Origin of the sequence: Pseudarthrobacter sp. MEB009, assembly GCF_030208875.1 — a bacterium.
Taxonomy (GTDB): Bacteria; Actinomycetota; Actinomycetes; order Actinomycetales; family Micrococcaceae; genus Arthrobacter.
In genome coordinates, this window is the sequence record NZ_JARVTC010000002.1 from 153,744 (window position 1) to 175,424 (window position 21,681).

21 protein-coding genes and 1 pseudogene are annotated in these 21,681 nt (G+C 65.3%); 11 read left to right on the forward strand and 11 right to left on the reverse strand.

Going from position 1 to position 21,681, the window contains the following annotated elements:
• The first annotated feature begins 228 nt into the window (after positions 1-228).
• The 3 genes from QRN07_RS00885 to QRN07_RS00890 all read left to right on the forward strand — a co-directional run bounded on the left by QRN07_RS00885 (position 229) and on the right by QRN07_RS00890 (position 2,131).
• Positions 229-1,014: an adenylate/guanylate cyclase domain-containing protein gene (locus tag QRN07_RS00885; RefSeq protein ID WP_285240143.1), complete on the forward strand. Its 786-nt coding sequence runs from the start codon at positions 229-231 to the stop codon at positions 1,012-1,014.
• Between the two features lie 231 nt (positions 1,015-1,245).
• Positions 1,246-1,614, forward strand: coding sequence for a type II CBASS E2 protein (locus tag QRN07_RS19815; RefSeq protein WP_502934772.1), 369 nt, complete (start codon positions 1,246-1,248; stop codon positions 1,612-1,614).
• Entirely contained in the window at positions 1,592-2,131 is a 540-nt protein-coding gene (locus QRN07_RS00890; protein WP_285240144.1) for a Pycsar system effector family protein, read from the forward strand. Before QRN07_RS19815 ends, QRN07_RS00890 begins: the two co-directional genes overlap by 23 nt.
• 50 nt (positions 2,132-2,181) lie before the next feature.
• Here the strand turns inward: QRN07_RS00890 and QRN07_RS00895 are convergent.
• Positions 2,182-2,979, reverse strand: a pseudogene (locus tag QRN07_RS00895) (DUF3387 domain-containing protein); the annotation flags it as partial.
• Between the two features lie 289 nt (positions 2,980-3,268).
• On the opposite strand from QRN07_RS00895, the gene QRN07_RS00900 reads away from it, so the two are divergent.
• Complete coding sequence (locus QRN07_RS00900) at positions 3,269-3,583, forward strand: hypothetical protein (RefSeq protein ID WP_285240145.1); 315 nt, start codon at positions 3,269-3,271, stop codon at positions 3,581-3,583.
• A gap of 274 nt (positions 3,584-3,857) precedes the next feature.
• Here the strand turns inward: QRN07_RS00900 and QRN07_RS00905 are convergent, their stop codons facing one another.
• The 3 genes from QRN07_RS00905 to QRN07_RS00915 all read right to left on the reverse strand — a co-directional run bounded on the left by QRN07_RS00905 (position 3,858) and on the right by QRN07_RS00915 (position 7,377).
• The gene (locus QRN07_RS00905; RefSeq protein WP_285240146.1) at positions 3,858-5,381 is read right to left on the reverse strand and encodes an HNH endonuclease; all 1,524 of its coding nucleotides are present in this window, start codon (positions 5,379-5,381) and stop codon (positions 3,858-3,860) included.
• A gap of 64 nt (positions 5,382-5,445) precedes the next feature.
• Positions 5,446-6,342 carry an NAD(+)/NADH kinase gene (locus QRN07_RS00910; protein WP_285240147.1) on the reverse strand — a complete coding sequence of 299 codons (897 nt, stop codon included), beginning with the start codon at positions 6,340-6,342 and terminating at the stop codon, positions 5,446-5,448.
• Positions 6,343-6,351: 9 nt separating this feature from the next.
• Entirely contained in the window at positions 6,352-7,377 is a 1,026-nt protein-coding gene (locus tag QRN07_RS00915; RefSeq protein WP_285240148.1) for an SPFH domain-containing protein, read from the reverse strand.
• Between the two features lie 102 nt (positions 7,378-7,479).
• On the opposite strand from QRN07_RS00915, the gene QRN07_RS00920 reads away from it, so the two are divergent.
• Both QRN07_RS00920 and QRN07_RS00925 read left to right on the forward strand, forming a co-directional pair.
• Positions 7,480-8,208, forward strand: a complete 729-nt coding sequence (locus tag QRN07_RS00920) for an NUDIX hydrolase (protein ID WP_285240149.1) — start codon at positions 7,480-7,482, stop codon at positions 8,206-8,208.
• 93 nt (positions 8,209-8,301) lie between these two features.
• Positions 8,302-9,864, forward strand: a complete 1,563-nt coding sequence (locus QRN07_RS00925; protein ID WP_285240150.1) for a flotillin family protein — start codon at positions 8,302-8,304, stop codon at positions 9,862-9,864.
• A 104-nt stretch (positions 9,865-9,968) separates the two neighbouring features.
• Here the strand turns inward: QRN07_RS00925 and QRN07_RS00930 are convergent, their stop codons facing one another.
• The 7 genes from QRN07_RS00930 to QRN07_RS00960 form a co-directional block, all read right to left on the reverse strand.
• Complete coding sequence (locus tag QRN07_RS00930; protein WP_050686201.1) at positions 9,969-10,163, reverse strand: hypothetical protein; 195 nt, start codon at positions 10,161-10,163, stop codon at positions 9,969-9,971.
• On the reverse strand, positions 10,160-10,678 hold the full coding sequence (locus tag QRN07_RS00935; RefSeq protein WP_231686077.1) for a hypothetical protein: 519 nt from the start codon (positions 10,676-10,678) through the stop codon (positions 10,160-10,162). The genes QRN07_RS00930 and QRN07_RS00935 overlap by 4 nt, the downstream gene beginning before the upstream one ends.
• Before the next feature lie 76 nt (positions 10,679-10,754).
• Positions 10,755-11,945 carry a hypothetical protein gene (locus tag QRN07_RS00940; protein WP_285240151.1) on the reverse strand — a complete coding sequence of 397 codons (1,191 nt, stop codon included), beginning with the start codon at positions 11,943-11,945 and terminating at the stop codon, positions 10,755-10,757.
• Entirely contained in the window at positions 11,939-13,228 is a 1,290-nt protein-coding gene (locus tag QRN07_RS00945) for a glucarate dehydratase family protein (RefSeq protein WP_285240152.1), read from the reverse strand. Before QRN07_RS00945 ends, QRN07_RS00940 begins: the two co-directional genes overlap by 7 nt.
• 39 nt (positions 13,229-13,267) lie before the next feature.
• A complete protein-coding gene (locus QRN07_RS00950) occupies positions 13,268-14,185 on the reverse strand; it encodes a carbohydrate ABC transporter permease (protein ID WP_050686195.1) in 918 nt (305 codons plus the stop codon).
• On the reverse strand, positions 14,182-15,129 hold the full coding sequence (locus QRN07_RS00955; RefSeq protein ID WP_050686193.1) for a carbohydrate ABC transporter permease: 948 nt from the start codon (positions 15,127-15,129) through the stop codon (positions 14,182-14,184). The genes QRN07_RS00950 and QRN07_RS00955 overlap by 4 nt, the downstream gene beginning before the upstream one ends.
• Complete coding sequence (locus tag QRN07_RS00960) at positions 15,126-16,457, reverse strand: ABC transporter substrate-binding protein (protein ID WP_050686191.1); 1,332 nt, start codon at positions 16,455-16,457, stop codon at positions 15,126-15,128. The genes QRN07_RS00955 and QRN07_RS00960 overlap by 4 nt, the downstream gene beginning before the upstream one ends.
• Positions 16,458-16,557: 100 nt before the next feature.
• Between QRN07_RS00960 and QRN07_RS00965 the strand changes: the two genes are divergently transcribed.
• The 5 genes from QRN07_RS00965 to QRN07_RS00985 all read left to right on the forward strand — a co-directional run bounded on the left by QRN07_RS00965 (position 16,558) and on the right by QRN07_RS00985 (position 21,569).
• On the forward strand, positions 16,558-17,391 hold the full coding sequence (locus QRN07_RS00965) for an NAD-dependent epimerase/dehydratase family protein (protein ID WP_082178324.1): 834 nt from the start codon (positions 16,558-16,560) through the stop codon (positions 17,389-17,391).
• A 40-nt stretch (positions 17,392-17,431) separates the two neighbouring features.
• On the forward strand, positions 17,432-18,241 hold the full coding sequence (locus QRN07_RS00970; protein ID WP_050686189.1) for an IclR family transcriptional regulator: 810 nt from the start codon (positions 17,432-17,434) through the stop codon (positions 18,239-18,241).
• A gap of 92 nt (positions 18,242-18,333) precedes the next feature.
• Complete coding sequence (locus tag QRN07_RS00975; protein ID WP_285240153.1) at positions 18,334-18,558, forward strand: hypothetical protein; 225 nt, start codon at positions 18,334-18,336, stop codon at positions 18,556-18,558.
• 99 nt (positions 18,559-18,657) lie between these two features.
• On the forward strand, positions 18,658-20,097 hold the full coding sequence (locus QRN07_RS00980) for an APC family permease (protein ID WP_285240154.1): 1,440 nt from the start codon (positions 18,658-18,660) through the stop codon (positions 20,095-20,097).
• Entirely contained in the window at positions 20,094-21,569 is a 1,476-nt protein-coding gene (locus QRN07_RS00985) for a protein adenylyltransferase SelO (RefSeq protein ID WP_285240155.1), read from the forward strand. Before QRN07_RS00980 ends, QRN07_RS00985 begins: the two co-directional genes overlap by 4 nt.
• Positions 21,570-21,681 lie beyond the last annotated feature (112 nt).

Here is a 21,681-nt window from a genome sequence, read left to right on the forward strand (position 1 = left end):
CGACGGCAATCGCAACCGGGTTTCTGAAGCAGAGTCTGATGGCTCTCCAGCCATTCGACCGTGATGATTGCACCAACTGCCTCTTTGTTCTCTTCTACGCGAACATAGAGACTTTAGCTCCGAATACTACGACACGCCAAAAACTGTCGCATGGAGTGGTGTTGATCGTCGAAGCTACCGCATATCGCTCGCAGTAGCAGACCATCTAACAATCACGAAGGACACGTTTTGAAAAGTTTCTACGCCGAAGAGTTCAGCACCAGGGTCCTGGACCGCTTCGACACCCTGCGCAATCCTCTCGTTCTCAAGTCACGATCCGTTGCTGAATCCCTTCAGACAGGGCACCCACTCTACAACCGGCTCGAGGTAGGACAACGGGAATCATGCGAGATGGCGTCGGTGTTTCTTGATCTCACAAATTTCACCGGACGTACGTTTTGGGATGAACCGGGAGAGGTCGCGGACCTCGCACATGCGGTTTTGAGCGGTTTTACTGGCATCGTGCACAGTCTGGGCGGCCACGTGCTTGGACTACGGGGCGACGGTCTTTTTGCCGGATTTGGGCCACATGCTGACCCACGCGTCGCTGTAGCGCTAGCTGCCCTGGCTTCTGCCGCTTCCTTGGATGCGGTCCAAACCACCCTGAACCCCGCACTCACGCAACGTGGGCTGCAGCCTGTGCAGGCCCGAGCAGGCTGTGACTACGGAGAAGCGGTTTTTATGCGCACCGGTACAGACCAGATAAGTGAAATCAACGTCATCGGCTTCGCGTCAAATTTCGCCGCTAAGTGCGAGAAGACAGCACTGTCATGGGAAGTCGTCGTCGGGGAGCGGTTCGCTGAGTACATGGACAACGATGCCCTGCTCACCCACCACAGGAAGTCACCCAAGACTTACACACGGGAGGGAGAGGACTGTAGGTACAGGTTCTTTGATTACAGGTGGCGTCCCCTGCTACCCGAGGTAGACAGCACCATCCATGAGCTCGCGGGCCGCGCACTCGAGACTGTCTAGGAGGCAATCATGACCATACTCAATGTCTTGAAGCACCATGGTTACAACGTAGAACGCAGGGTAACGCCTTCCGGCAGAATTGTTTTTTCTGCCGCCTCCGCAACTCCTATCGCGTTCGGAATGCCAATGAAGCCTCATACTTTTCACGGAGGAACTAACCCCGTCGAACATGTACCTGCGGCGCTCCCTTGGTGGAAAAACCGAGAGTCGATCTCCCTGGATCGCGATGCCATGTCCCACTACTTCCCCGGATTCGCTGAGGTCGGTGGAAATGATGAGCATCCCCCTGCCTGGGTGGGAGCTATAGACACTGGCTACGGAAAGTTCACCGTCACCCTTCAACACCGAGTTGATCACGGCCTTCCGCACGTCATACCAGGCAGACCGAAAACCGGACGGCTCGGACGACATTCGGTTGCATCGCCGCACACGTTCATGAATGGCAACCTTTGCGTAGCTGCCCAGGAAGACTGGGACCCCGTGGTGGACACGATGGCCACAGCTGTTGGATGGGCGGCCCACTGGCACGCTGCGTACGTTGAATGGCTCTTCACAGGCACTTGGCCAATGGAGGGGTATGCGAACCATGCCGTTGCTTAGGAAACAGAAAACATTTGGCGAGTCGAAGGACTGGGAAGACGCGAAAGTAGCCATGCAGGAGTCAGGCAGTTGGATTAAGAATGCCGACACGAAGGTGACTATCTTGGCTGCGGTGCTTGGCGTATCGCTGACAACACTCGCCGGCCAGTCTAGCCGAATCGCCAACGCACTTCAGCGACAGGACGTCCACGTCGTTGTCCCAATGACATTTGCCCTGGCCGGTGTAGTTGTAACATCGGTACTGACCGTGTTCTTTGTGGGGGAGTGTCTCCGGCCACGAACTGTGAAAGTGTCAAAAGACAACCGTTTCGCTTGGCCCTCATTGGCCGGTCGTAGCTCAGCTCCACTTAGTTTTCCTTCGGCAAGCCGCGTTGCAGAGGCATGGGAGCAGGCGTTCGCCCTCTCGAAAATCGTCGAGGCCAAATACCGGTCTTTCAGGTGGGCGCTTCGCATGTTTCTCGGGTTGATTTTCTTCATTGTGGTCGTGCTGATACTTTCGGCCATGCCCCACCTGTGACGGTCAGCCGAGCGACGCGCTTTTGGCGTACTCCGTCGCTCGGCGTCCCGCTACCTCCTAGCGTCAGCAAACCGGGGCGCCATGGACTCCATCTGCTCCATGACGAGCTTGATGGCTTCGGGCCGCTTGTCCGGTGGATAGCCAAATCGGACCAGGAGCCGCTTGATCGAGGAACGCAGCTTCGCACGGAGGTCGTCGCGTACGGTCCAGTCCGTCCGAATATCGCGCCGCATGACTGAAACCAGTTCGCGCGCTATGTCGGCCAGAACGCCCTCGCCTTGGACCTCCACCGCCGATTCATTTGAAGCCACGGCGTCGTAGAAGGCCAGCTCGTCAGAGTTCAGCGGGGGAGTGAACTGCGCACCGCGTTTACCTTCGGCGGCAACCTCCCGGGCCAATTCCACGAGCTCGGCGATTACCTCGGCCGAAGTGAGCTGCTGGTTGGTGTACTTCTTCATCAGCTCTGTTATCCGCTCGGAGAATGCCCGTTGTCGGATCACGTTGTTCCACGTGGATGCTGCGGACTCGTCCGCAATGAGCTTCCGCAATGCCTCAATGGCCAGCTGTGGGTTCCGTGCTTTCTGCGTCGAGGCGACGAACTCCGGCGTCAAGTCATCCAGGGACGGCTACGGCATGCCCGCGGCGTCGTAGATATCCAGCACTTCGCCTGACGATGTGGCGTTGGCGATAAGCTGACCCAGTAGCCGCTGGATTTCCTCTGGGACCGGTTCGCCGCTGGCCTGCCGGTCGGCCGCGTTGTACTTCGCCATCCAGACGCGAATCTCCTCGTACACCTGGATCTCCGGCCGCAACTCGGCCAATGTATCCGAACCTGAGCACAGCGCCCACAGGAAGCTGGATCACCGGGACAGCCAGCACTGTCGGAGAAGGAGTCGCTACGGGTGCCTCCGCCGTGGGATCGGGGGTCGCGAATGCCGCTGCTGCGGTGTCCCGCCCGTTCCGAGCCGTGGACGTCGACGGCGACGGGATACCCGACGAGCCGCAGGCCCTCACCGCGGTAAAGGGCCTTGGGGGTGCCCTTGCTGGAGCCACGGGTGCTGCGAGCGGAAAAGTTGCTGGGTTGTTCAAATCCCGGAAGCGAGACATGGCTGATGCGCCGGAGAAGGCGCCCGAGAAATGAACTCAGAGGCTTACGGTGCAGAACTGGCTGCGGCCATTGAGGCTGGATTTAGAAGGAACGCCAACACAGGCGAGCATTGCCACAGCCTTGCCGACGCCTACATGGCTTCACTGGCAAGGAGTTCACTTCCAGAGGACATAGAGGGGCATAAAAAGTACGACCACCTCGTTGCATGGTCCCTGCAGAAGTCCAACGCGTCGCCGGGAGAAGTCGTGAAGACGTTCAACCACATCCGAGTTAAAGCGGTTCGAGTGGCCATGCAAATTGCTCAGCGGCGCGGCGAGATCGGCCAGCACGAGGATCTGCCTTGAAACCAAAGGTCCTCAAGCAGCGCAATCCCGAATATCCTCCAAGCCGGCAGGCCCGCTGTATTACCGGTCACGCGGTACAAACTTCCACATGAACCGAACGAGATCGTCGTCTCCAGAGACCTTGTCACCGCACGATCGGCCGTACCCTGTTGGAAGTTGCTCCAATTCGACCGGCAACTCACACCATTAGCAATTCAGCATCGAGTTAGTCAAAAGCGCCCGGCCATGAGCCGGGCGCTTTTGTGTTGACAGGTGTCCCTACACAAGTGCCCGGTTAGCCCGTTGTCGGCAGTTCGACACGGCAAGCACCTCTGAATTTCTGCTGTTTGGCGCGTCGTATCGCGGTGGGGATGGTCGCTGGTGCGGCTGTTGGGGTGGGTGGTCGCTGGATACGTTGCGTGCCGGGCGGTGGGGGTGCGGTTGAGTGGTAGGTGTGGCCGGTGGGGGTGGTGAGTTGGGTGTGGTGCCTGGGTCGGCCTTGGGGTGGGGCGATGGGTGTGCTGGGTTTGGGTGGTGTGGTGGTGGTGTTCCAGCCGGGGAGTTCTTTGGTGTGGTTGCAGGCTTCGCAGAGTCCGGCGCCGTTCTCAACTGTGGTGGGTCCGCCGTTGTGCCAGGGCAGGACGTGGTCGTGGTGGCGGATGGGGGCGTCGCAGTAGGGGGTGCGGCAGGTGTCGTCGCGGACTTCGATAAGCCGGCGCAGGGCCGGTGGGAAGAGGCGGGCTTTGGAGTCCATGGCGATGATGTCTCCGGTGCTTGGGGCTGTGTAGAGCCGCCGGATCCAGGTCTTCAACTTTGCCGCGTCGGGGTTGCGGGTTTTTGTCCCGTGGCGGGCGAGGTGCCTGGCCCAGCCGGCGGGGATGGTTCCGTAGCCGGGGAGCCGGGCGGGTTCGCTGTCGGCCTGCAGGAGGGTCCGGTCGGTCATCACGAGGTTGATGGTGATCCCGGTGATTCCGCCGGGGGTGCCGGTGATGCGTTCGACGAGGGTGTCGGCCATGATCTGGGCGCGGGTCCGGGGATCGCCGGTGGACTTTAGGGTGTCGGCTTCCCGGGTGAGGGCGGTGTAGGCTGCCACCCCTTCGGCCACGGGCAGGAGGGCGGTGAGGAGGGTCATGGTGTCCGGTGCGGGGCGGAGAGTGACGCGTCTGCCGTTGGCGGCGCGGGCGGCGCGTTGGGTGACGGAGAGCGGGTCGAGCCGGTACGCGGCGGCTTTGGTGGCGGTGGTGATGGTCCTGTTTCCGGCTCCGTGGAAGGTTCCGGTGTCCGGGGCGAGTTCTTCGTCGACGGCGGCCCGGTCCGCGGCGGTGAGGCAGGCTGTTTCCTTGGCGATCAGGGTGGCCCGCCATTCGCTGAGTTGGCCGGTATCCAGGGCGGTAAGGGTGTGCGGCATTTCCGTCACGAGTGCGCGGGCCAGTCCCAGGTAGCGGCTGCCCCGGTTGGGGGATTCGCGTCGGGCCAACGCGATCTGCGCTGCGACGCCTTGGCCCTGCTCTGCGGCGGGCACCCCGGCCCCGGCCTGGCGCTGCCGTTCGAGGTGGTCAAAGGCGATGCTAAGGCGGGCCTGCGCCGCGGCTGCAGCGGATTTGAGGTCCTCCAACCCACGGATCTGGTCAATCAGGCCCGCACCCGTGGCCGCCGGCCGCAAGGACCGCACCCCGGCCACCAAATCCGGTACCCCGGCCCCATGGGCGGCTGGCCGCACCGAACCAGCCCCGGCAACGATGCCCTGCACTCCCGCGCCGTGGAAAGCGGCGGTGCCACTCGGCGTCGTCGGCGTCAGGTAATCCTGGGGCCCTTCCATACCTGAATTCTCCCAGCACCCTACGACAATTCAGGGGCACCCGATAGGCGTTAGCCCGAGCATTCTACGCCACCAGCCGCAGCGGCCTGCCGCCCAGAACCACAGTGATTTCCTGCCCCCAGGACGCGGTCAGCCGGTCGTTTTCCATCCCGTCGCCGAAAACCACCAGCTGGTCCGACGCCACGGTGATCCGCAGCGATTCGCCGGCCGCCAAAACACCTTCGGTGAGTGAGGCTCCCGTGGTGGGGGAGGGCCAGGCTTCCCGGACAAACCACGCGAGTGCAGGGTCCGTCGGGGCCGGCAAAGAACGCCCGCCGCGGTCCCCGGCAATCGAGGCGCACCAGCCCGTGGCTCCGGTCCCGGTGGAAACAATCAGGCCGGAGGAGGACTGCCGCTCGGCCCGGCCATCCGGCGTCGACAGCTGGTAGCGGGCCGATTGATGGGACGCGTGGCCGATGAAGACCTCGTTCAACGCCGAGATTTCCTGCCCGTCGTCGAGCCGTGCCGTCACGGTGGCCAGGTCCAGGCAGGCCAGCCCCGCATCCCCGGCCTCGGAAATCCTGCCCAGCAGCGCGGCGGCGGCTTCGGGGGAGTGCCGCACCAGGATCCCGGGGTTTGCGCCCGGCTCCGGGTCGATGCCGATCACCGGCTGGCCTGACAGGTACTTGGCCGTGTTGGCCACCAGCCCGTCCTGCCCCACCACGGCAATAACGTCCTCCGGCGTCAGCAGGAACCGGCTCAGGTCCGCCCGCTCCACCTCAGCCTGGCGCCATTCGGCCGGAATCGCAGCCCGGACCGTGACCAGGGCGGCGGTGATCCGGTCGTGCCGGGCCTGGACATCGGAGATGCTGCGGCCCCGCGTGCGGAGGAAGAACTCAGCCTGCCCCCGGGTGGCGTGCCGGTCCAGCAGTTCCTGCAGTTCGGTGCGGCGGTGGACTATGACCAAACGCGGTGTCGCCATGGGATGCCCCTACTTGGTGATGGTTGCCGGAGCTGCACCAGCAGGCTCCTTGAACAGCCCGGCCAGTGCGCCGCTGAGCAGGTCAGGCGTGATGGTCAGGTTCCCGATGTTGGGCAGCGACCCCGCAGCCTCACGCAGTGCCAGGGCCAATAGCGTGGCCTGGTCCATCCCCTGGTATACCTCCATGGTGGCCGCCTCCCGGGCCGCCGCGGCTTCACCCACCCGCCGGATCTGGTTCGCCTCCGCATCCGTGCTGATGGTTTGCCGCTCTGCCAGGGCCCGCGCGTCGATCAGGCCGGCCGCCGCCTTCTCCTCGGCCGCACGCCGGGCATTGGCACCTTCCTGCGCCACCAGGTGCTCGCGCCGGGTGGCCAGTTCAATCTGGCTGGCCATCTCGTTCTCGGAAATGGTCCGTTCGCGTTCGACGGCGACCGCCCGCCTTTCGTACACGGCCCGGTCCGCTTCGGCCTGGAGCTGTTCGCGCACGGGCGTCTGCAGCGCCCGCTCAACATCCGACTCCGGCCGCACCGCCAAAACCTGCACCCCCAGGATCTCGATACCCGTGGACTGCAGCCGGGCGTCGCCCCGGAGCGCCTCGGTGAGGACAGCGCGGAGCTGGCTGACGCCACGTGCCAGGGCTTCGGCGAGCGTGGTGGTGGCGATCTGGTCGATCGCGTGGCTCTGGCAGAGCTGGCCAATGATGGTGGCCACCTGCTCCTTTCCCGTTGCCGGGCCGGACCCTGCCGGCTGCAGCCCGAAGTCGAGCCGGCTGGAGACGGCGACTGGATCGATGAAGCGGTACGTCACGTTGGCCTGGATGCTCACATCCTGGTGGTCCCGCGTGATGGCGTGGAAGAGGGTGGGCAGTTCCTGGTCGTCCACAGGTACCTCGCTGAGCACCGAGTTGGCCGGGCGGTACCAGAAGGCCTGGCCCACACCCTGGTGCCGGACGGTTCCCTTCTGCAGGTGCACCACGTAACCCGTGGGGCTGCCCAGGAAGTGGCTGATCCAGGGGCAGCGCTTGATGCTGGCCATGATGTTCTCCTCGCTCGGAATCTCGTCAACTTGACGATAAGGAAACGCTAACCGCCGTCGGGCTTTATTGTCAACCTGACGATAACTATTTAGGATGGAGGCATGAGCGAAACCTCCGCGCCGGCACGCTTCCCGGTTACTGTCGACGTTGTTGCCCTCACTGTGGTGAATGACCGGCTCAACGTTCTGCTGATCACCCGGCTGATTGAACCCTTCCGGGGGTCCCTCGCCCTGCCGGGCGGCTTTGTTCTTCCCGGCGAGGACCTGGTGGGCGCAGCCGCCCGGGAACTGGCCGAGGAAACCGGAGTGGCGCGCATGCCGGGCCACCTGGAACAGTTGGGCAGCTACGGCCCCGGCGGCCGGGACCCCCGCGGCGATGTTCTCACCGTGGCCCACCTCCTGCTCGCGCCCAACTTTCCGGTCCTTGCCGCCGGCAGCGACGCCGAACACGCCGGCTGGTATCCGGTGGACCAGGCCCTCGAAAGCCTGGACCTGGCCTTCGACCACCGCCGGATTCTGGTGGACGCCCTCGAGCGGGCCAAATCGAAAATCGAATACTCGCCGTTGGCTGCAGTGTTTTGCGGCGAGGAATTCACGGTGGCCCAGCTCCGTGGGGTCTATGAGGCTGTCTGGGGAACCAGGCTTGATCCCCGGAATTTCCACCGGAAAGCCACCGGAACAGCTGGCTTCCTCGAAGACACGGGCCGGATGACAACCGGGGATACCGGGCGGCCGGCGGCCTTGTTCCGGTTGGTGGACGCAGCCCGTCCGGCTCCTGGCCAGCCCACCCGGGCCGTGTTGAATCCACCGCTGATGCGGCCCCGGCCCTAACCGGTGGACCGCAGTGGAAAGCCACAAAGCATTCCGCCCGCCCGCCGGCGGCACGTAGGGTGGAATGGCACCTGACATTTGATAAGGGGAAAAATGATTATTGGGGGAACCCTGGCGGTCCTGTTGATCGCCGGAGGAGCAGTCCTGTTGCTGCTCATCGCAGGATTTACGTTCTACACAAAAAGCATCCGGTTCGCCAAGCCCAACGAGGCCATGCTGATTACCGGCAAAAGCGATCCAAACACTACAAATGAAACGTCGGACGACCAGTCCCGCGTCATCATCAACAACCGGGCCTTCGTAAATCCGATCACCGAACGCGTCAGCCACATCTCGCTGTCCTCGCGCCAGGTTGAGGTCACCATCGAGGCGATCTCCAACAACGGCATCCAGCTCAAGCTCACCGGCGTTGCGCAGGTCAAGGTAGGCGGCGACAAGATCTCCGTCCGCAAGGCTGCACAGCGCTTCCTTGACCAGCAGGACGCTATTGACCACTACACGCAGGAAACCCTGTCGGGCTCCCTGCGTTCCATTGTGGGTACCCTAAGCGTTGACGCGATCATCAAGGACCGCGCCCAGTTTGCCGCTTCCGTCAAGGAGGAAGCCGAGCACTCGATGACCAATCAGGGCCTGGTCATCGATACCTTCCAGATCAAGTCCGTTGATGACACCGGCGGCTATCTGAAGAACCTGGGCCGGCCCGAGGCCGCCCTGGTGGCCCGGAACGCCAGCATCGCGGAGGCGAACTCCCAGCGTGAAGCTGCGGAAGCCAAAGCCCTCGCGGATCAGAAGACTGCTGAGGCTGAGCAGAAGCTGGCCCTTCGCCGTGCTGAGCTGAAGCAGGAAACGGACGCGCGGCAGGCCGAAGCCGACGCTGCGGGCCCGCTGGCCCAGGCGGACCAGCAGGAAGCCATCATCCTCAAGAACCAGCAGGTGGTGGCCCGCCAGGCAGAATTGCGCGAGAAGGAACTGGACATCGAGGTCCGCAAGCCCGCGGACGCCGCCAAGTACAAGGTGGAAACCGAGGCGGCGGCAGACCTTGAGCGCCGTACCCGGATCTCGGAGGCCACCAAGGTGGAGGCCGCCGCTGAGCTGGAAACCCGCAAGCTGCGCGCCACCGGTAACGAGGTGGAGGCTAAAGCCCTGGCTGCCGCCAACACCGCCAAGGGCAACGCCGAGACGGAGATCAACAAGATCCGTGGCCTGGCCGAGGCCGAGGTGACCAAAACCAAGGGCATCGCCGAAGCCGACGTCATTGGCCTTCGCGGTACGGCCGAGGCCGAGGCCATTGAAGCCCAGGCCAAGGCCTACAGCGAGTTCAATGAGGCCGCCATCCTGAACAGGCTGCTGGAAGTCCTGCCGTCCATCGCGAAGGAAATTGCCGCGCCGATGGGTGCCATCAGCAACATGACCGTCATCTCCAACGACGGCGCCGGGCAGGTCAGCCGGAACGTTTCTGCGGGCGTGCACGAGACCGCGCAGCTCCTCAAGGACACCACCGGTTTCGACATCATCGAAATGTTGAAAGGCTTTGGCCAGTCCACGGCCGGCGCTCCGGCGAAACCCGCCACGCCGGCAGCGGCACAGCCCGTTGCCGCCACCGGCAACGGCGTGGTCCGGAACCAGGCCCCGACGCAGGGAACCGAACCGGAGTAGGGCACTGAACCGGAGTAGGGCACTTGGTTCCGGCTTGGCCGGTTAGCCAAAAACGCCGCGGTCACCCTGAAAGGGGGTCCGCGGCGTTTTGCCGTTTCCGGGAGCTAAATGGGTTCCTTCGCCAGGGCTTTGGTCCTGGCCGGCGTTTCCCGGCCCAACCGTTCATCAAGGGTGACCCGGAGCCGGGCCGCTGCCACCTGGACGCGGTGTTCAGCCGGAGTGGATTTCCGGGGTGCCTGCTTGGCCGCGGCGCTCCGCGGAGTGTGGATAAACCGGTGTTCGGATGATGCAGCGCTCATGGTCCAGCCTCCTTGGTCCTGCCGATGTCCGTGGTTCCATTCTCGCCCATGTTGTCCTCAACGTCCACGCGCGGGATCCCGGGTGTGCCGCCGTCGGCCTCCCCGTTCTCTTCACCCGCCACATTTTTCCAGGCGATATCGAACAGTTCCAGCTCTTCCTCGCGGGCCAGTTCACTGCGGGCCAGGACATCCAGGGTGGCCAGGCCCAGGGCCTTGGTCCCCTGGTCATCATCCAGGGCGCGGTCCAGCGCCCACTGCGTCCGCCGCCACCACTCGGCCCGGCTGTCCGCCTCGGTTTTCTGCCGCAGCGCCTGCGCGTCGGCTTCCCGCTTCTGCTCGAGGGCGGTCCGGTCCGCGGCAGTGCGCTGTTTGAGGGTGCGCCAGTTGATGTAAAAGGCAAGGAGGGCTGCCACCAGGACGGCCAGTGGGCCCAGGCCGGCCAGGACCACCCACCAGTCAACGGGGCCGGACTGCACCATCACGGTGATGGGGCCGGGGGAGGGAACGGGAGTCACGCCACCAGTGTAGGTGCCGGGAGCGACACCGGTGGGCAGGGCGGTGCCGGAGGGGGGACCGGCACCGGCCCGCTTTTCACCGGATCGCGCCCAGGGCGTCTCCGATGGCGTGGAGCCGGCGCGTGGACGCCAGGCCAAGGTGGTAGACGTGCAGTTCAGCGGCCCCTGACTCCACCAGCGCCTGCCACTGCGTGGCGAGGTCGCCGCCGTCGGCCGGTTTGGGCGGCAAAGCCAGCACGTATGCGCCAATCCGGGCGTCCGGCGCGGCAGCGCGCAACGCCCGCACGGCGGCAGTGCTTTGCTCCAGGTCAGCCCAGCAGGCGACGACGGCGGTCACCGGGGCCATCTCCGGCCACAGTTTGCTGCGGCGCAGGGCAGCCGTGGGGACAAAGGGGCCCGTGGACCAGGGATCGGGGGAGGTGTGCAGCGAGATCCGGGGGTGGGCGCCGGACGCTTCGACAGCTTCGAGGCATTGGTCGAGGAGCGCCGCGGTGGCGTCCCACCGCACGTCGAGCAGCGGCAGGAAATCCCCGGCACCGGGGGCGGTACCGGGGGCAGCCTCGGGGTCAACGGCTGCAAGGACCGCCTGCCGGACCCGGCTCCGGAACTCCTGGACCGGCAGCCCCCGGGCTTCGCAGGCAGCCAGGCAGGCTTCGCAGAAGCACAGCGAGAGCAGGGCCTGCACCCACGGCGAATACTCCGCGCCGTCGGTCTTTTCGTGCTGGTTCTGGTGGCCGAAGCCCAGTGGCCCAACGGCCTCGAGGATCAATCCGTCCGGCTTGCCCTCCGCCAGTACCTGCGCCACCAAGGCGGCGGCGTAGGTGCGGACCTGCGGCTGCGACGGGCAAAGCGCGTAGCGGTAGACCTCACCGAAAGCATTCCGGACGCAGAGGTCCGGGTTGTTGCCGCCCACAGCGCTCGAATGCGTCAGGACCGTCCAGGCATCCACTGGCAGCCCTGCGCTCCGGACCACCGAGGCCGCCTCGGAGAAGGAATCCTCCGTCCCGGTCCACTCAGCGGCGGAACCGGGGACCAGCGCCTGGCCGGTAAACGCCCCGCCGGCCGGCACGTAGAGCGCCGCGGAGCGGGCGTCCACCACGCGGCGCACCGGATGCCGCGGGGTTCCGGCCCGTACCGAGTGGTACGCGGCTGCCAACGCCACCCGGTCCACGCCGGCGCTGCCCAGCCAGCCGGCAGCGTCCGGATCGCCCAGAACGTCCCAGGGGTAGAGGTACCCCGTGGCCTGTGGCGTTGGCGCTGTTACCACCGGGGGAGGTCTGCCGTGTATTCGGGGACGAACCGCTGCATGTAGCCGGTGTCGTCCCGGGCGGTCATGTTGGCGTCGAGGTACTGCTGGTGGAGTTCGGCCAGCTTGTCCCGGTCCAGTTCCACGCCCAGGCCGGTGCCGGTGGGGACGCTCACGCTGCCGTCAACAAAGCGCAGCGCGCCCGGCTTGACCACATCGTTGTGCCCGTTCCACGGGTAGTGGGTATCGCAGGCGTAGGTCAGGGCGGGCGTGGCGGCGGCAACATGGACCATGGCGGCCAGGCTGATGCCCAGGTGCGAGTTGGAGTGCATGGACAATCCTATGCTGAAGGTCTGGCAGAGGGTGCCCAGTTCGCGGGTGTGCCGGAGGCCGCCCCAGTAGTGGTGGTCGCCCAGGATGACCTGCACGGAGTCCAGTTCCACGCTGCGCTTGATGTGGTCGAACGCCACCACGCACATATTGGTGGCCAGCGGCATGGCGGCGGTGGCCGCCACCTCGCCCATGCCCTCCAGCCCGGGGGTGGGGTCTTCCAGGTACTCGAGCAGGCCCTCGGTTTCCCGGGCCACCCACTGCGAGGTCTCCACGGTCCAGGCGGTGTTGGGGTCCAGCCGCAGCGGCATCTCCGGGAATGCTTCCCGCAGAGCCTTGATGGCTTCGATTTCCTGCGCGGGCGGGAACACGCCGCCCTTGAGCTTGATGGATTTGAACCCGTATTCGGCAATCATTTTCTGCGCCTGCCGGACAATGCCGGCGGGGTCCATGGCCTCACCCCATTCATCGGTGATGGCAGGCCGGCCGTCCAGTGCCGGGTGCTCGGCCCACTTGTAGAACAGGTAGGCGCTGAAGGGGACCTCGTCCCGGACGGTTCCGCCCAGCAGTTCGCTCACGGTCCGGCCCGTGGCGTGGCCCTGGATGTCCAGGGCGGCAACCTCGAACGCCGAGAAGACGGCAGCCTTTTCGAAGGAGGAGAGGCTGGGGTCCAGCGCCCGGGTGATGAGCTGTTCCATCATGGAGGTGTCGAACACGCCGAGGCCCTTGATGGCGTTGGCGCCCACGGCAAGGTTTTCCAGCCGGCTCTGGCCGCCGGCGCATTCGCCCAGGCCCAGCAGGCCGTTGGCCGTCCTGACCTCGATGACAACCCGGTGGACCAGGGGCTCGTGGACGCCCACGGCGTTCAACAGCGGCGGGTCGGAGAAGGCGATGGGGGTGATGGTGATGTCGGTGATTTTCAGGTCCGCCGCGGTGGGGGCGGGCGCGGCGGGAAAAGTGGTGCTGGTTTTCATGGAACTACTTTCGTGGGAGGGGCGGGCGGCCGGGCGGTCCTAGCCCTTGGTGGCGCCCGAGGTGATGCCCCGGATCATGGAGCGCTGCAGGAAGAGGTACACCAGCAGGCTGGGGATCATGGCCATAACGGCGCCGGCCAGCAGGACGCCCGGGCCAACGGTGGTGTCGTTGCGGAGGACGGAAAGCGCCACGGTCAGGGTGTAGTCGCTGGGATCGTTGGCGGCGATGAGGGGAAGCAGGTACTGGTCCCACACCATCATGAAGCCGAAGATCCCGATGACGCCCAGGGCCGGCTTGCACAGCGGCAGGATCATGGTGAACAGCATGCGGAACTCGCCCACGCCGTCCAGGCGCGCTGCCTCCTCGATCTCCGGCGGGATCTCCTTCATGAACTCGGTCATGATGAAGATGGCGAAACCCCAGATGCCCACCGGCAGGATGACGGCCAGGACGGTGCCGCGCAGGCTGATGCCCAGCAGCGGGAGGTCACCGAGCACCAGGGACAGCGGGATGCCGATCACTTCCTCCGGCAGCATCATGGTCAGCAGGACCAGCAGCATTACCAGGGCCTGGCCGCGGAACTTCCGCCGGCTCAGGCTGTAGGCGGCGAACACGGACACGGTCATCTGGAGCAGCAGCCCGCCGCCGGCAACAACCAGGGAGTTGAGCAGGTAGCCCCACAGTCCCTGCTGCGCCGCAGCTTCGAAGTTGGCCAGGGTGAACGTTTTGGGCAGCAGCGTGATCTCGGTGGGGCTGGTGTTCCGGTCGAAGGCGCCGGAGATGATCGCGGCGAACGGCAGCGCGAAGATGCAGAACACCAGGATGCAGAGCAGGACGCGCAGCACCATGTTGGTGCTGAAGCCGGGGGACCAGCCAAGGGCGGAATCAAAACGGGAGGACGACGACGGCCGGCTGCCCTGCGGCTTGGGTCGGGTTTTGGTGCTGGACCGGTTCATCGTTGTGCCTTCCTTCGGGCCAGGAGTTGGGTGCCCACGGTGAGCAGCAGCGTGACCACCAGCAGCAGGACCGCTGCGGCGGAGGCAACGCCGATGTCGTTCCGCTGGAAACCCAGCGAGTACATCCGGGTCATCCAGACTTCGGTGGATCCGGCCGGACCGCCGCCGGTCAGCACGTATACCTCGGTGAAGCTGCGGAGGCTGCGGATGGCCGCCAGCGTCAGCACAATCACGATCGAGGGGCGCAGCGCCGGCAGGGTGATGTAGCGCAGCCGCTGCCAGATGGTGGCACCGTCCACACCCGCTGATTCGTAGAGCGTCCTGTCAATTCCGGTCAGGCCGGCCAGGATGATCACCATGTTGTACGGGGCGCCGCTCCAGATGCCTACGACGGCGATGGACCAGAGGGCGGTGTCTGTTCCGTTCAGGAACTGCAGCGGTTCCAGGCCCACCCAGCCGAGGATGGTATTCAGGGGTCCGTCGGCGGTGGGGAAGTAGAGGATCCGCCAGATTTCACCGACCACGGCGAGCGCGGTGACCACCGGCAGGAAGATCGCGGTGCGCAGGACCCACAGGGACCGTGCCTGGCCCTCCAGCAGGAGGGCCAGGCCGAAGCCCACCACCAGGGCGCCCAGGGTCTGGGCGAGGCCCAGGACCACCGTGTGGCCCAGGGCGTCCATAAAACGGACATCCGTGAGGACGTTGACGTAGTTGTCGAAGCCAACAAAAACGTCGCCGAGGAACGGCTGGACCTTGAACAGGCTCAGCCGGACCCCTTCGAACATCGGGATGAACTTGAAGTACAGGCCCAGGATGGCCGCCGGCAGCAGGAACAGCCAGATAGCCAGCATCTGCTTGCGGTTGCCCCGCCGCCGGACCGGCAGCTGCTTGCCGCCTTTGGTTGCTGCCCGCGTTTCCGCAGGCCTCGTTGGGGTTACTGTCATGATTTGGCGTTCTGGCTCGTCAGCTCGTTGTTGATGGCCGTGTCAAGATCCTTGAGCCCGGACGTGATGTTGTCGGCGCCGCAGTCGGCAACGATCTTGTTCAGGGACTCGGCCACTGCCTGCTTGACGGGGACAAAGTTGATCGCGGACGGGAATGCCTTGGAGGAGTTCTTCAGGGCGTCCTGGACCAGGCCCCAGCGGGGATCGTTGTAGACGGTGGCGGCGTCGACGTCTTCGTTCACCGGAACGCGGACGATCGGCTGCTTGCCTCCGGTCATACCGGCCTTCTGGCCGTCGGCGGAGACCAGGTAGTTGATGACCTGCTTGGTCTGGTCCGGCTTGCCGTTGCTGGCGGTGACGTAGATGTTCTCGCCCTCAGCCAGGACGGTGTTGTCCACGGAGCCCTTGGGAGCTTCGATGACCTCGTAGGTGTCCTTGCCCAAAGCGGTGTCGAACGCGGCCAGGTTGTAGGGGCCGGTAAGGATGATGCCGGTCTTGCCCGTCTGGAAGAAGGGGGTTGCGGTGCTGGTGGCGGCAGTGAGCGCACCCGGCTGGGTGTTGCCGGCGCTGCAGAACTGCTGCTTGATCCAGGTGACGCCCTTCTGGGTTTCTGCGCTGGAGGCCGTGGCGGAGAACTTTCCGTCGCCTTCGTCCTTGAGGTAGGAGCCGCCGTCCTGCCAGATGTAGGAGGAGGCCCACCAGCCCAGGTAACCGCGCTCGGTGGAACCGGGAACCGTCATGCCGTAGGTGTCCGCCTGGCCGTTGCCGTCCGGATCCTGGGTGGCAAAGGCTTCAGCAAGTGCTGCCAGGTCTTCCTGCGTCTTGGGGACGGGCAGGCCCAGCTTTTCACGCCAGTCCTTGCGGATGACGGTGATCATGGTCTGGCGGGAGAACGGGACGCCGTAGGTTGCGCCGTCCAGGCCCTTGGCCTCGTCCCACAGGGAATCGGCGATCTTGTCATTGCCGTCAACGGAGGACTTGTCCAGCGTTTTGAGGTAGCCCTGCGCCGTGTAGTTGCCCAGTGCGGCGGAGTCGTTGATCACGATGTCCGGAAGCTTCTTGGACGCGGCCCGCGTCTGCAGTTGCTGGTCCAGGTCCGGGACGCCCTGGAAGTTGACCTGCACGCCGGTCTTGGCGGTGAAGTCCTTGAAAAGTGCTGCATAGGTGGTGGCGGCATCGGTACCGGCGCGGGCCCAGACTTCAATGGGCTGGCCGTCATCGGTGGCGGCCGGAGCGGACGAGCCAGCTCCACAGCCCGTGAGGACTGCGGCTGAAGCAATGGTCAGTGCCACTGCGGCCCGGGAGCGGGAGATCTTCTTCGAATCCACGCTGGTTCTCCTTTTTACATATGTAAATTGCTGTTATCCTGTGAAACGTACTTCATGAGAGTATGATCACAATCACAGACTGTCAACCGTCGGAGGAATCTTGTCTGCAGCACCCAACCCCCACACCATCGCCCTGACGGGCGGGGCCGGAATGATGGCAACCCTGCTCCGGCCCTACCTTGCAGCCGCAGGCCATACCGTCCGGTTACTGGACCTGGCCGAAGCTGACGGGCCGGGCCCACGGGAGAGCGTGCATGTGGGTTCCGTTTCGGATCCGGACTTTATGCTCGCCGCCCTCGATGGCGTCTCTGCAGTCATCCACCTGGGCGGGCTGCACAGGGAGAAGGCGTGGGCGGAACTGGTGGCGACCAACATCACCGGCACCCAGGTGACCCTGGAAGCGGCGAGGCGCAACGGCGTCGAACGTGTCCTGCTGGCCAGCTCCACCCATGCCGTGGGTTTCCATCCCACGGGGGCCGCGGCCAAGGACGAGGTCCTTGTACCCCGCCCCGACACGTACTACGGCGTCAGCAAGGCGGCGGTGGAGGCGCTTGGCAGCCTGTACGCGGATAAGTACGGCATGAAGGTAGTCAGCGCCCGCATCGGCACGGGCGGGGAAAGGCCCGGCAATGTCCGCACTTTGGGCTCGTGGCTCTCGCCCGCTGACTCGTTCCGCCTGGTGGAGGCCACGCTGAATGACCAGGGCGCGCCCGGCCATCACGTGGTATGGGCGGTATCAGCAAACAGCCGCGGCTGGGCCAGCCTCGATGCCGGCCGGCGGATCGGATTTGAGCCCCAGGATGATGCCGAGGCTTTCGCAGCAGATGTGGATACGGCTTCGGAGGACACGTGGGCAGGGCTGCTTGGCGGCTTCTGGGCCAGCGAAGGCCATAGGGTGGGCATGGACAACTACCCGCACCTGGCCGCCAAATGACGTGCCGTCGGCCAGGACTGTGGCGGAAGGGGAAGTAGTGATGACACCGCTGGAGACACAGCCCGGCACCACCCAGGGGACGGCCGGCGACGTCAAGCTGGTCAAGTCTGCCGAGCGCACCATCGCCATCCTGGAGCTGGTGGCCGCCGCGCCCAAGCCGCTCACCACGGCGGAGATTTTCAAGCTGACCGGCTACCCAAGGTCCAGCCTGCATTGGCTCCTGCTGACCCTGGTGGAACTGAACTGGATTGAGCAGACCGCCGAAGGTGCCTACCGGATCGGCACGCACGCGCTGCTGTGCGGGACCGCGTACCTGGACCGTGACCCGGTGATGGAGCACGTTTCGGCAGTGCTGGAAAAGGTCCGCAACGCCACCACCTTCACCACCCACTACGCCCGCCTGGACCGGTCCGACGTGATCTACCTCGCCACCCGCCAGGCAGTGGACCGGCGCCGGCTCTCCTCCCGCGTTGGCCGCAAGCTGCCTGCCCAGGTCACCGCACTGGGGAAGGCCATCCTGGCCGAATACACAGACCCGGAAGTACGCCAGCGGATCGGCGACGGCCCCTACGCCCGGCTCACGCCCAACACAGTTCCCGACTTTCCGGCGCTGAAGCTGGAACTGGAAGCGTTCCGCAAACAGGGCCATTCCCGCGAGTGGGAACAAAACACGGTGGGCCTCTGCTGCGTCAGCGTGGTGGTTCCTTACCGGATTCCGGGTACTGATGCCATCAGCTGCTCGATTCCCACGGAGCTGGCGACGGAAGCCGTGCTGGCCGAAACGGTGGCAACCCTCCACTCGGCCGCGGGCGAGCTGGCCCGAACGCTGCGGGCGGCCGGCATCCGCTAGGCGGCAGGCCGCCGTCGGCAAGGTTTCCCCTTCCCGTGATACTCAGTAGGCTTACGAAATATCAATAAGCCAACCAAGGGAAAGGCAACACCATGACCGAACAAAACCTTCCGGATGAAGAACTCGAAGTGGTCCAGGACGATGACGTGATCCTGCCGGAAACACCCGGCGCGACGGCCTCCCTGGAACTTGATCCGGTCAAGGGTGAGCCGGACAGCTACCCCGGCGCTGCGGAGGACAACCCCGACCGATGGCAGGAAGACCCGCTCCTTCAGGATGAGGCGGCGCCGGTGGCCCCGCCAACAGAAGAGATCTAGCTTCCCAGGGCCAGTGCATTGCCAAAGCTGCGTTCGGGGGTTCAGAGTGATCTGACCGGCACCCGCCGCCGAACCACGCAGCGCAGCATGGAGGTCACAATGAGCGCGACATCCGAGGAAGTCTCCCACGCCACCCGGGACAGCGAGCCCGAACTGAAAAGGGTCCTGGGGCCCAAGCTCCTGCTGCTGTTCATCGTGGGGGACATCCTGGGTGCCGGTGTGTATGCGGTGACCGGCACCATGGCCGGCACGGTGGGCGGCATGGTGTGGCTGCCGTTCCTGCTGGCCTTTGTGGTGGCCACGCTCACCGCCTTCTCCTACCTGGAACTGGTGACAAAATACCCGCAGGCAGCAGGAGCGGCGCTGTATGCGCACAAGGCCTTCGGCATACACTTCGTCACCTTCCTCGTGGCTTTCGCCGTGGTCTGTTCCGGCATCACCAGCGCCGCCACCTCCGCCAATGTCCTGGCCCAGAACTTCTTCGGCGGACTGGAGGTCAACGGCTGGCTGGCCAAGCCCGGGCAGGGCGTGGTCACCGTGGTGGCCCTCGTTTTTATGCTGGTCCTGGCCGCCATCAACCTCCGCGGTGTGGGCGAGAGCGTGAAGTTCAACGTGGTGCTCACCCTGGTGGAGATGCTCGCACTGTGCATCGTCATCGGCGTCGGCTTCTACGTGATGGCCCAGGGAACAGGCAACCCCGAACAGGTCTTCGTCTTTACGGACTACCAGGACAAGGGGCTGTTCCTGGCGGTCACGGCCGCGACCTCCATCGCGTTCTTCGCCATGGTGGGCTTCGAGGACTCGGTGAACATGGTGGAGGAAACCAAGGACCCTGAGAAGATCTTTCCCCGGACCATGCTCACCGGCCTGGGCATCGCCGTCATCCTCTACATGCTGGTGGCCATCTCCGTGGTCAGCGTGCTTTCACCCACGGAACTGGAAGGGATCCGCGAGGCCGAGGGCGCTGCCCTGCTTGAAGTGGTCCACAAAGGGTCGCCGGACTTCCCGATCGACCGGATCTTCCCGTTCCTTGCCGTGTTCGCCGTGGCCAACACGGCCCTGATCAACATGCTGATGGCCAGCCGGCTGATCTACGGCATGGCCCGCCAGAGGGTCCTGCCGCGCCAGCTCGGCAAGGTCCTGCTGGTCCGCCGGACGCCGTGGGCAGGCATCGCGTTTTCCACCGCCCTGGCCCTGGGCCTCATCATCTACGTCACCAGCGATCCCAAGAGCAACATCGTGGCGAACCTGTCCGGAACCACCGCCTTCCTGCTGCTGTGCGTGTTCACGGTGGTCAACGTGGCCTGCCTGATCCTGCGGCGCAAGCCGGAAGCGGCCGGGGCGCACACCTTCCGCTCGCCCGGCCTGCTGCCCCTGGTGGCCGCCCTTCTGTGCGGTTTCCTGGCCGGTCCATGGGTGGGCCGCAACCCGATCCAATATCAGATCGCCGGGGGCCTGATGGCCATCGGCGTTGTGCTGTGGCTCATTACCTGGCTGATCAACCGGCGCTCGAACGGCGGCGATAAGCTGAAGGCATGAGCGCTGCCGCAGAAACGACCTTAACGCTGGACAACCGCTTCGCCCGCGAGCTTCCCGAACTCGCTGTCCCGTGGCAGGCCGAAGAGGCGCCGGACCCTGCACTGCTGGTCCTCAACGATGGCCTGGCGCGGCGGCTGGGACTCGATCCCGAATTCCTTTCAAGCAACGACGGCATCCGCCTGCTGACCGGAAACGATGTCCCGGCCGGCGCCACACCAGTAGCGCAGGCATACGCAGGGCATCAGTTTGGCGGCTACTCGCCGAGGCTGGGCGACGGCCGGGCACTGCTGTTGGGCGAGGTGACCGGCCCCGACGGGCACCAGCTGGACCTGCACCTTAAAGGCTCGGGCCGCACGCCCTTCGCCCGGGCAGGGGACGGCCTGGCCGTGGTGGGCCCCATGCTCCGCGAGTACCTGGTCAGCGAGGCCATGCACGCGCTGGGCATCCCCAGCACCCGCGCCCTGGCCGTTGTGGCCACCGGGCGGCAGGTCCGCCGCGAAGGGCTGCTGCCCGGAGCCCTCCTGGCCCGCGTCGCGGCCAGCCACCTGCGAGTCGGCAGCTTCCAATACGCCCGGGCCGCAGACGACGTGGACCTGCTGCGGCGGCTGGCCGACCACGCCATCGCCCGGCATTACCCGGCAGCTGCTGCCGCCGACCAGCCCTACCTGGAGCTCTTCAGGAATGTCCTGGCGGCGCAGGCGGACCTGGTGGCACGGTGGATGCTGGTGGGATTTGTGCATGGCGTGATGAATACCGACAATATGACCATCTCCGGGGAAACCATCGACTACGGGCCCTGCGCGTTTATGGACGCGTTTGATCCCGGCGCGCTGTACAGCTCCATCGATACCGGCGGCCGGTACGCCTACTCCAACCAGCCGATAGTGGCGGAATGGAACCTTGCCCGGCTTGCCGAAGCGCTGCTGCCGCTCCTCCACGAGGACCAGGAAAAGGCGGTGGAGCTGGCAGTGGAAGCACTGGGACTCTTCCGGCCCGCTTACGGTGCGGCCTGGCAGGCAGGGATGCTGGCCAAGCTGGGACTGCCGGCACCGGCGGATGGCTCACCTGCAGACCCTGAAACCGCCGGGCTGGTTGACGGCGCACTGGCCTTGCTCAAGGACGGCCCCGTGGACCACACGCAGTTTTTCCGCAACCTGGTCAAGGCCGCCCGGGGTGACGCCGGACCGGTCCGCGGCATGATGATGGACCTGGCCGCGTACGACGCCTGGGCGGCGCGGTGGCTGGCCCGGCAGCCGGACCCCGCCCTGATGGACCGGACCAACCCCATCTACATTCCGCGCAACCACCTGGTGGAGGAAGCCCTGGCCGCCGCCACTGCCGGTGACTTGGCACCATTCCACCTGTTGCTGGACGCCGTTGGCAGCCCGTTCACGGAACGGCCGGGCCTGGAGCGGTTCGCGGAAGGGCCGCCGGCCGACTTCGGCGCCTACCGGACCTACTGCGGCACCTGAGGTCAGGCCGGGCCCGCTGGTTCGGGGCCCCGCCGGTTCCGCGCCGCATTCCTTAAACGCCAAGGGCGGCAGCGGGACTGATCCCGGCTGCCGCCCTTGCGGTGGTGCAGGC

What these genes read in the sequence shown, in the direction of transcription:
- QRN07_RS00905 (WP_285240146.1), bottom strand. Translation starts at nt 5,381, where the DNA reads ATGGAAGGGCCCCAGGATTACCTGACGCCGACGACGCCGAGTGGCACC.
- QRN07_RS00970 (WP_050686189.1), top strand. Translation starts at nt 17,432, where the DNA reads ATGACACCGCTGGAGACACAGCCCGGCACCACCCAGGGGACGGCCGGC.
- QRN07_RS00910 (WP_285240147.1), bottom strand. Translation starts at nt 6,342, where the DNA reads ATGGCGACACCGCGTTTGGTCATAGTCCACCGCCGCACCGAACTGCAG.
- QRN07_RS00945 (WP_285240152.1), bottom strand. Translation starts at nt 13,228, where the DNA reads ATGAAAACCAGCACCACTTTTCCCGCCGCGCCCGCCCCCACCGCGGCG.
- QRN07_RS00915 (WP_285240148.1), bottom strand. Translation starts at nt 7,377, where the DNA reads ATGGCCAGCATCAAGCGCTGCCCCTGGATCAGCCACTTCCTGGGCAGC.
- QRN07_RS00920 (WP_285240149.1), top strand. Translation starts at nt 7,480, where the DNA reads ATGAGCGAAACCTCCGCGCCGGCACGCTTCCCGGTTACTGTCGACGTT.
- QRN07_RS00950 (WP_050686195.1), bottom strand. Translation starts at nt 14,185, where the DNA reads ATGAACCGGTCCAGCACCAAAACCCGACCCAAGCCGCAGGGCAGCCGG.
- QRN07_RS00980 (WP_285240154.1), top strand. Translation starts at nt 18,658, where the DNA reads ATGAGCGCGACATCCGAGGAAGTCTCCCACGCCACCCGGGACAGCGAG.
- QRN07_RS00900 (WP_285240145.1), top strand. Translation starts at nt 3,269, where the DNA reads ATGAACTCAGAGGCTTACGGTGCAGAACTGGCTGCGGCCATTGAGGCT.
- QRN07_RS00975 (WP_285240153.1), top strand. Translation starts at nt 18,334, where the DNA reads ATGACCGAACAAAACCTTCCGGATGAAGAACTCGAAGTGGTCCAGGAC.
- QRN07_RS00890 (WP_285240144.1), top strand. Translation starts at nt 1,592, where the DNA reads ATGCGAACCATGCCGTTGCTTAGGAAACAGAAAACATTTGGCGAGTCG.
- QRN07_RS00925 (WP_285240150.1), top strand. Translation starts at nt 8,302, where the DNA reads ATGATTATTGGGGGAACCCTGGCGGTCCTGTTGATCGCCGGAGGAGCA.
- QRN07_RS00930 (WP_050686201.1), bottom strand. Translation starts at nt 10,163, where the DNA reads ATGAGCGCTGCATCATCCGAACACCGGTTTATCCACACTCCGCGGAGC.
- QRN07_RS19815 (WP_502934772.1), top strand. Translation starts at nt 1,246, where the DNA reads ATGTCCCACTACTTCCCCGGATTCGCTGAGGTCGGTGGAAATGATGAG.
- QRN07_RS00985 (WP_285240155.1), top strand. Translation starts at nt 20,094, where the DNA reads ATGAGCGCTGCCGCAGAAACGACCTTAACGCTGGACAACCGCTTCGCC.
- QRN07_RS00955 (WP_050686193.1), bottom strand. Translation starts at nt 15,129, where the DNA reads ATGACAGTAACCCCAACGAGGCCTGCGGAAACGCGGGCAGCAACCAAA.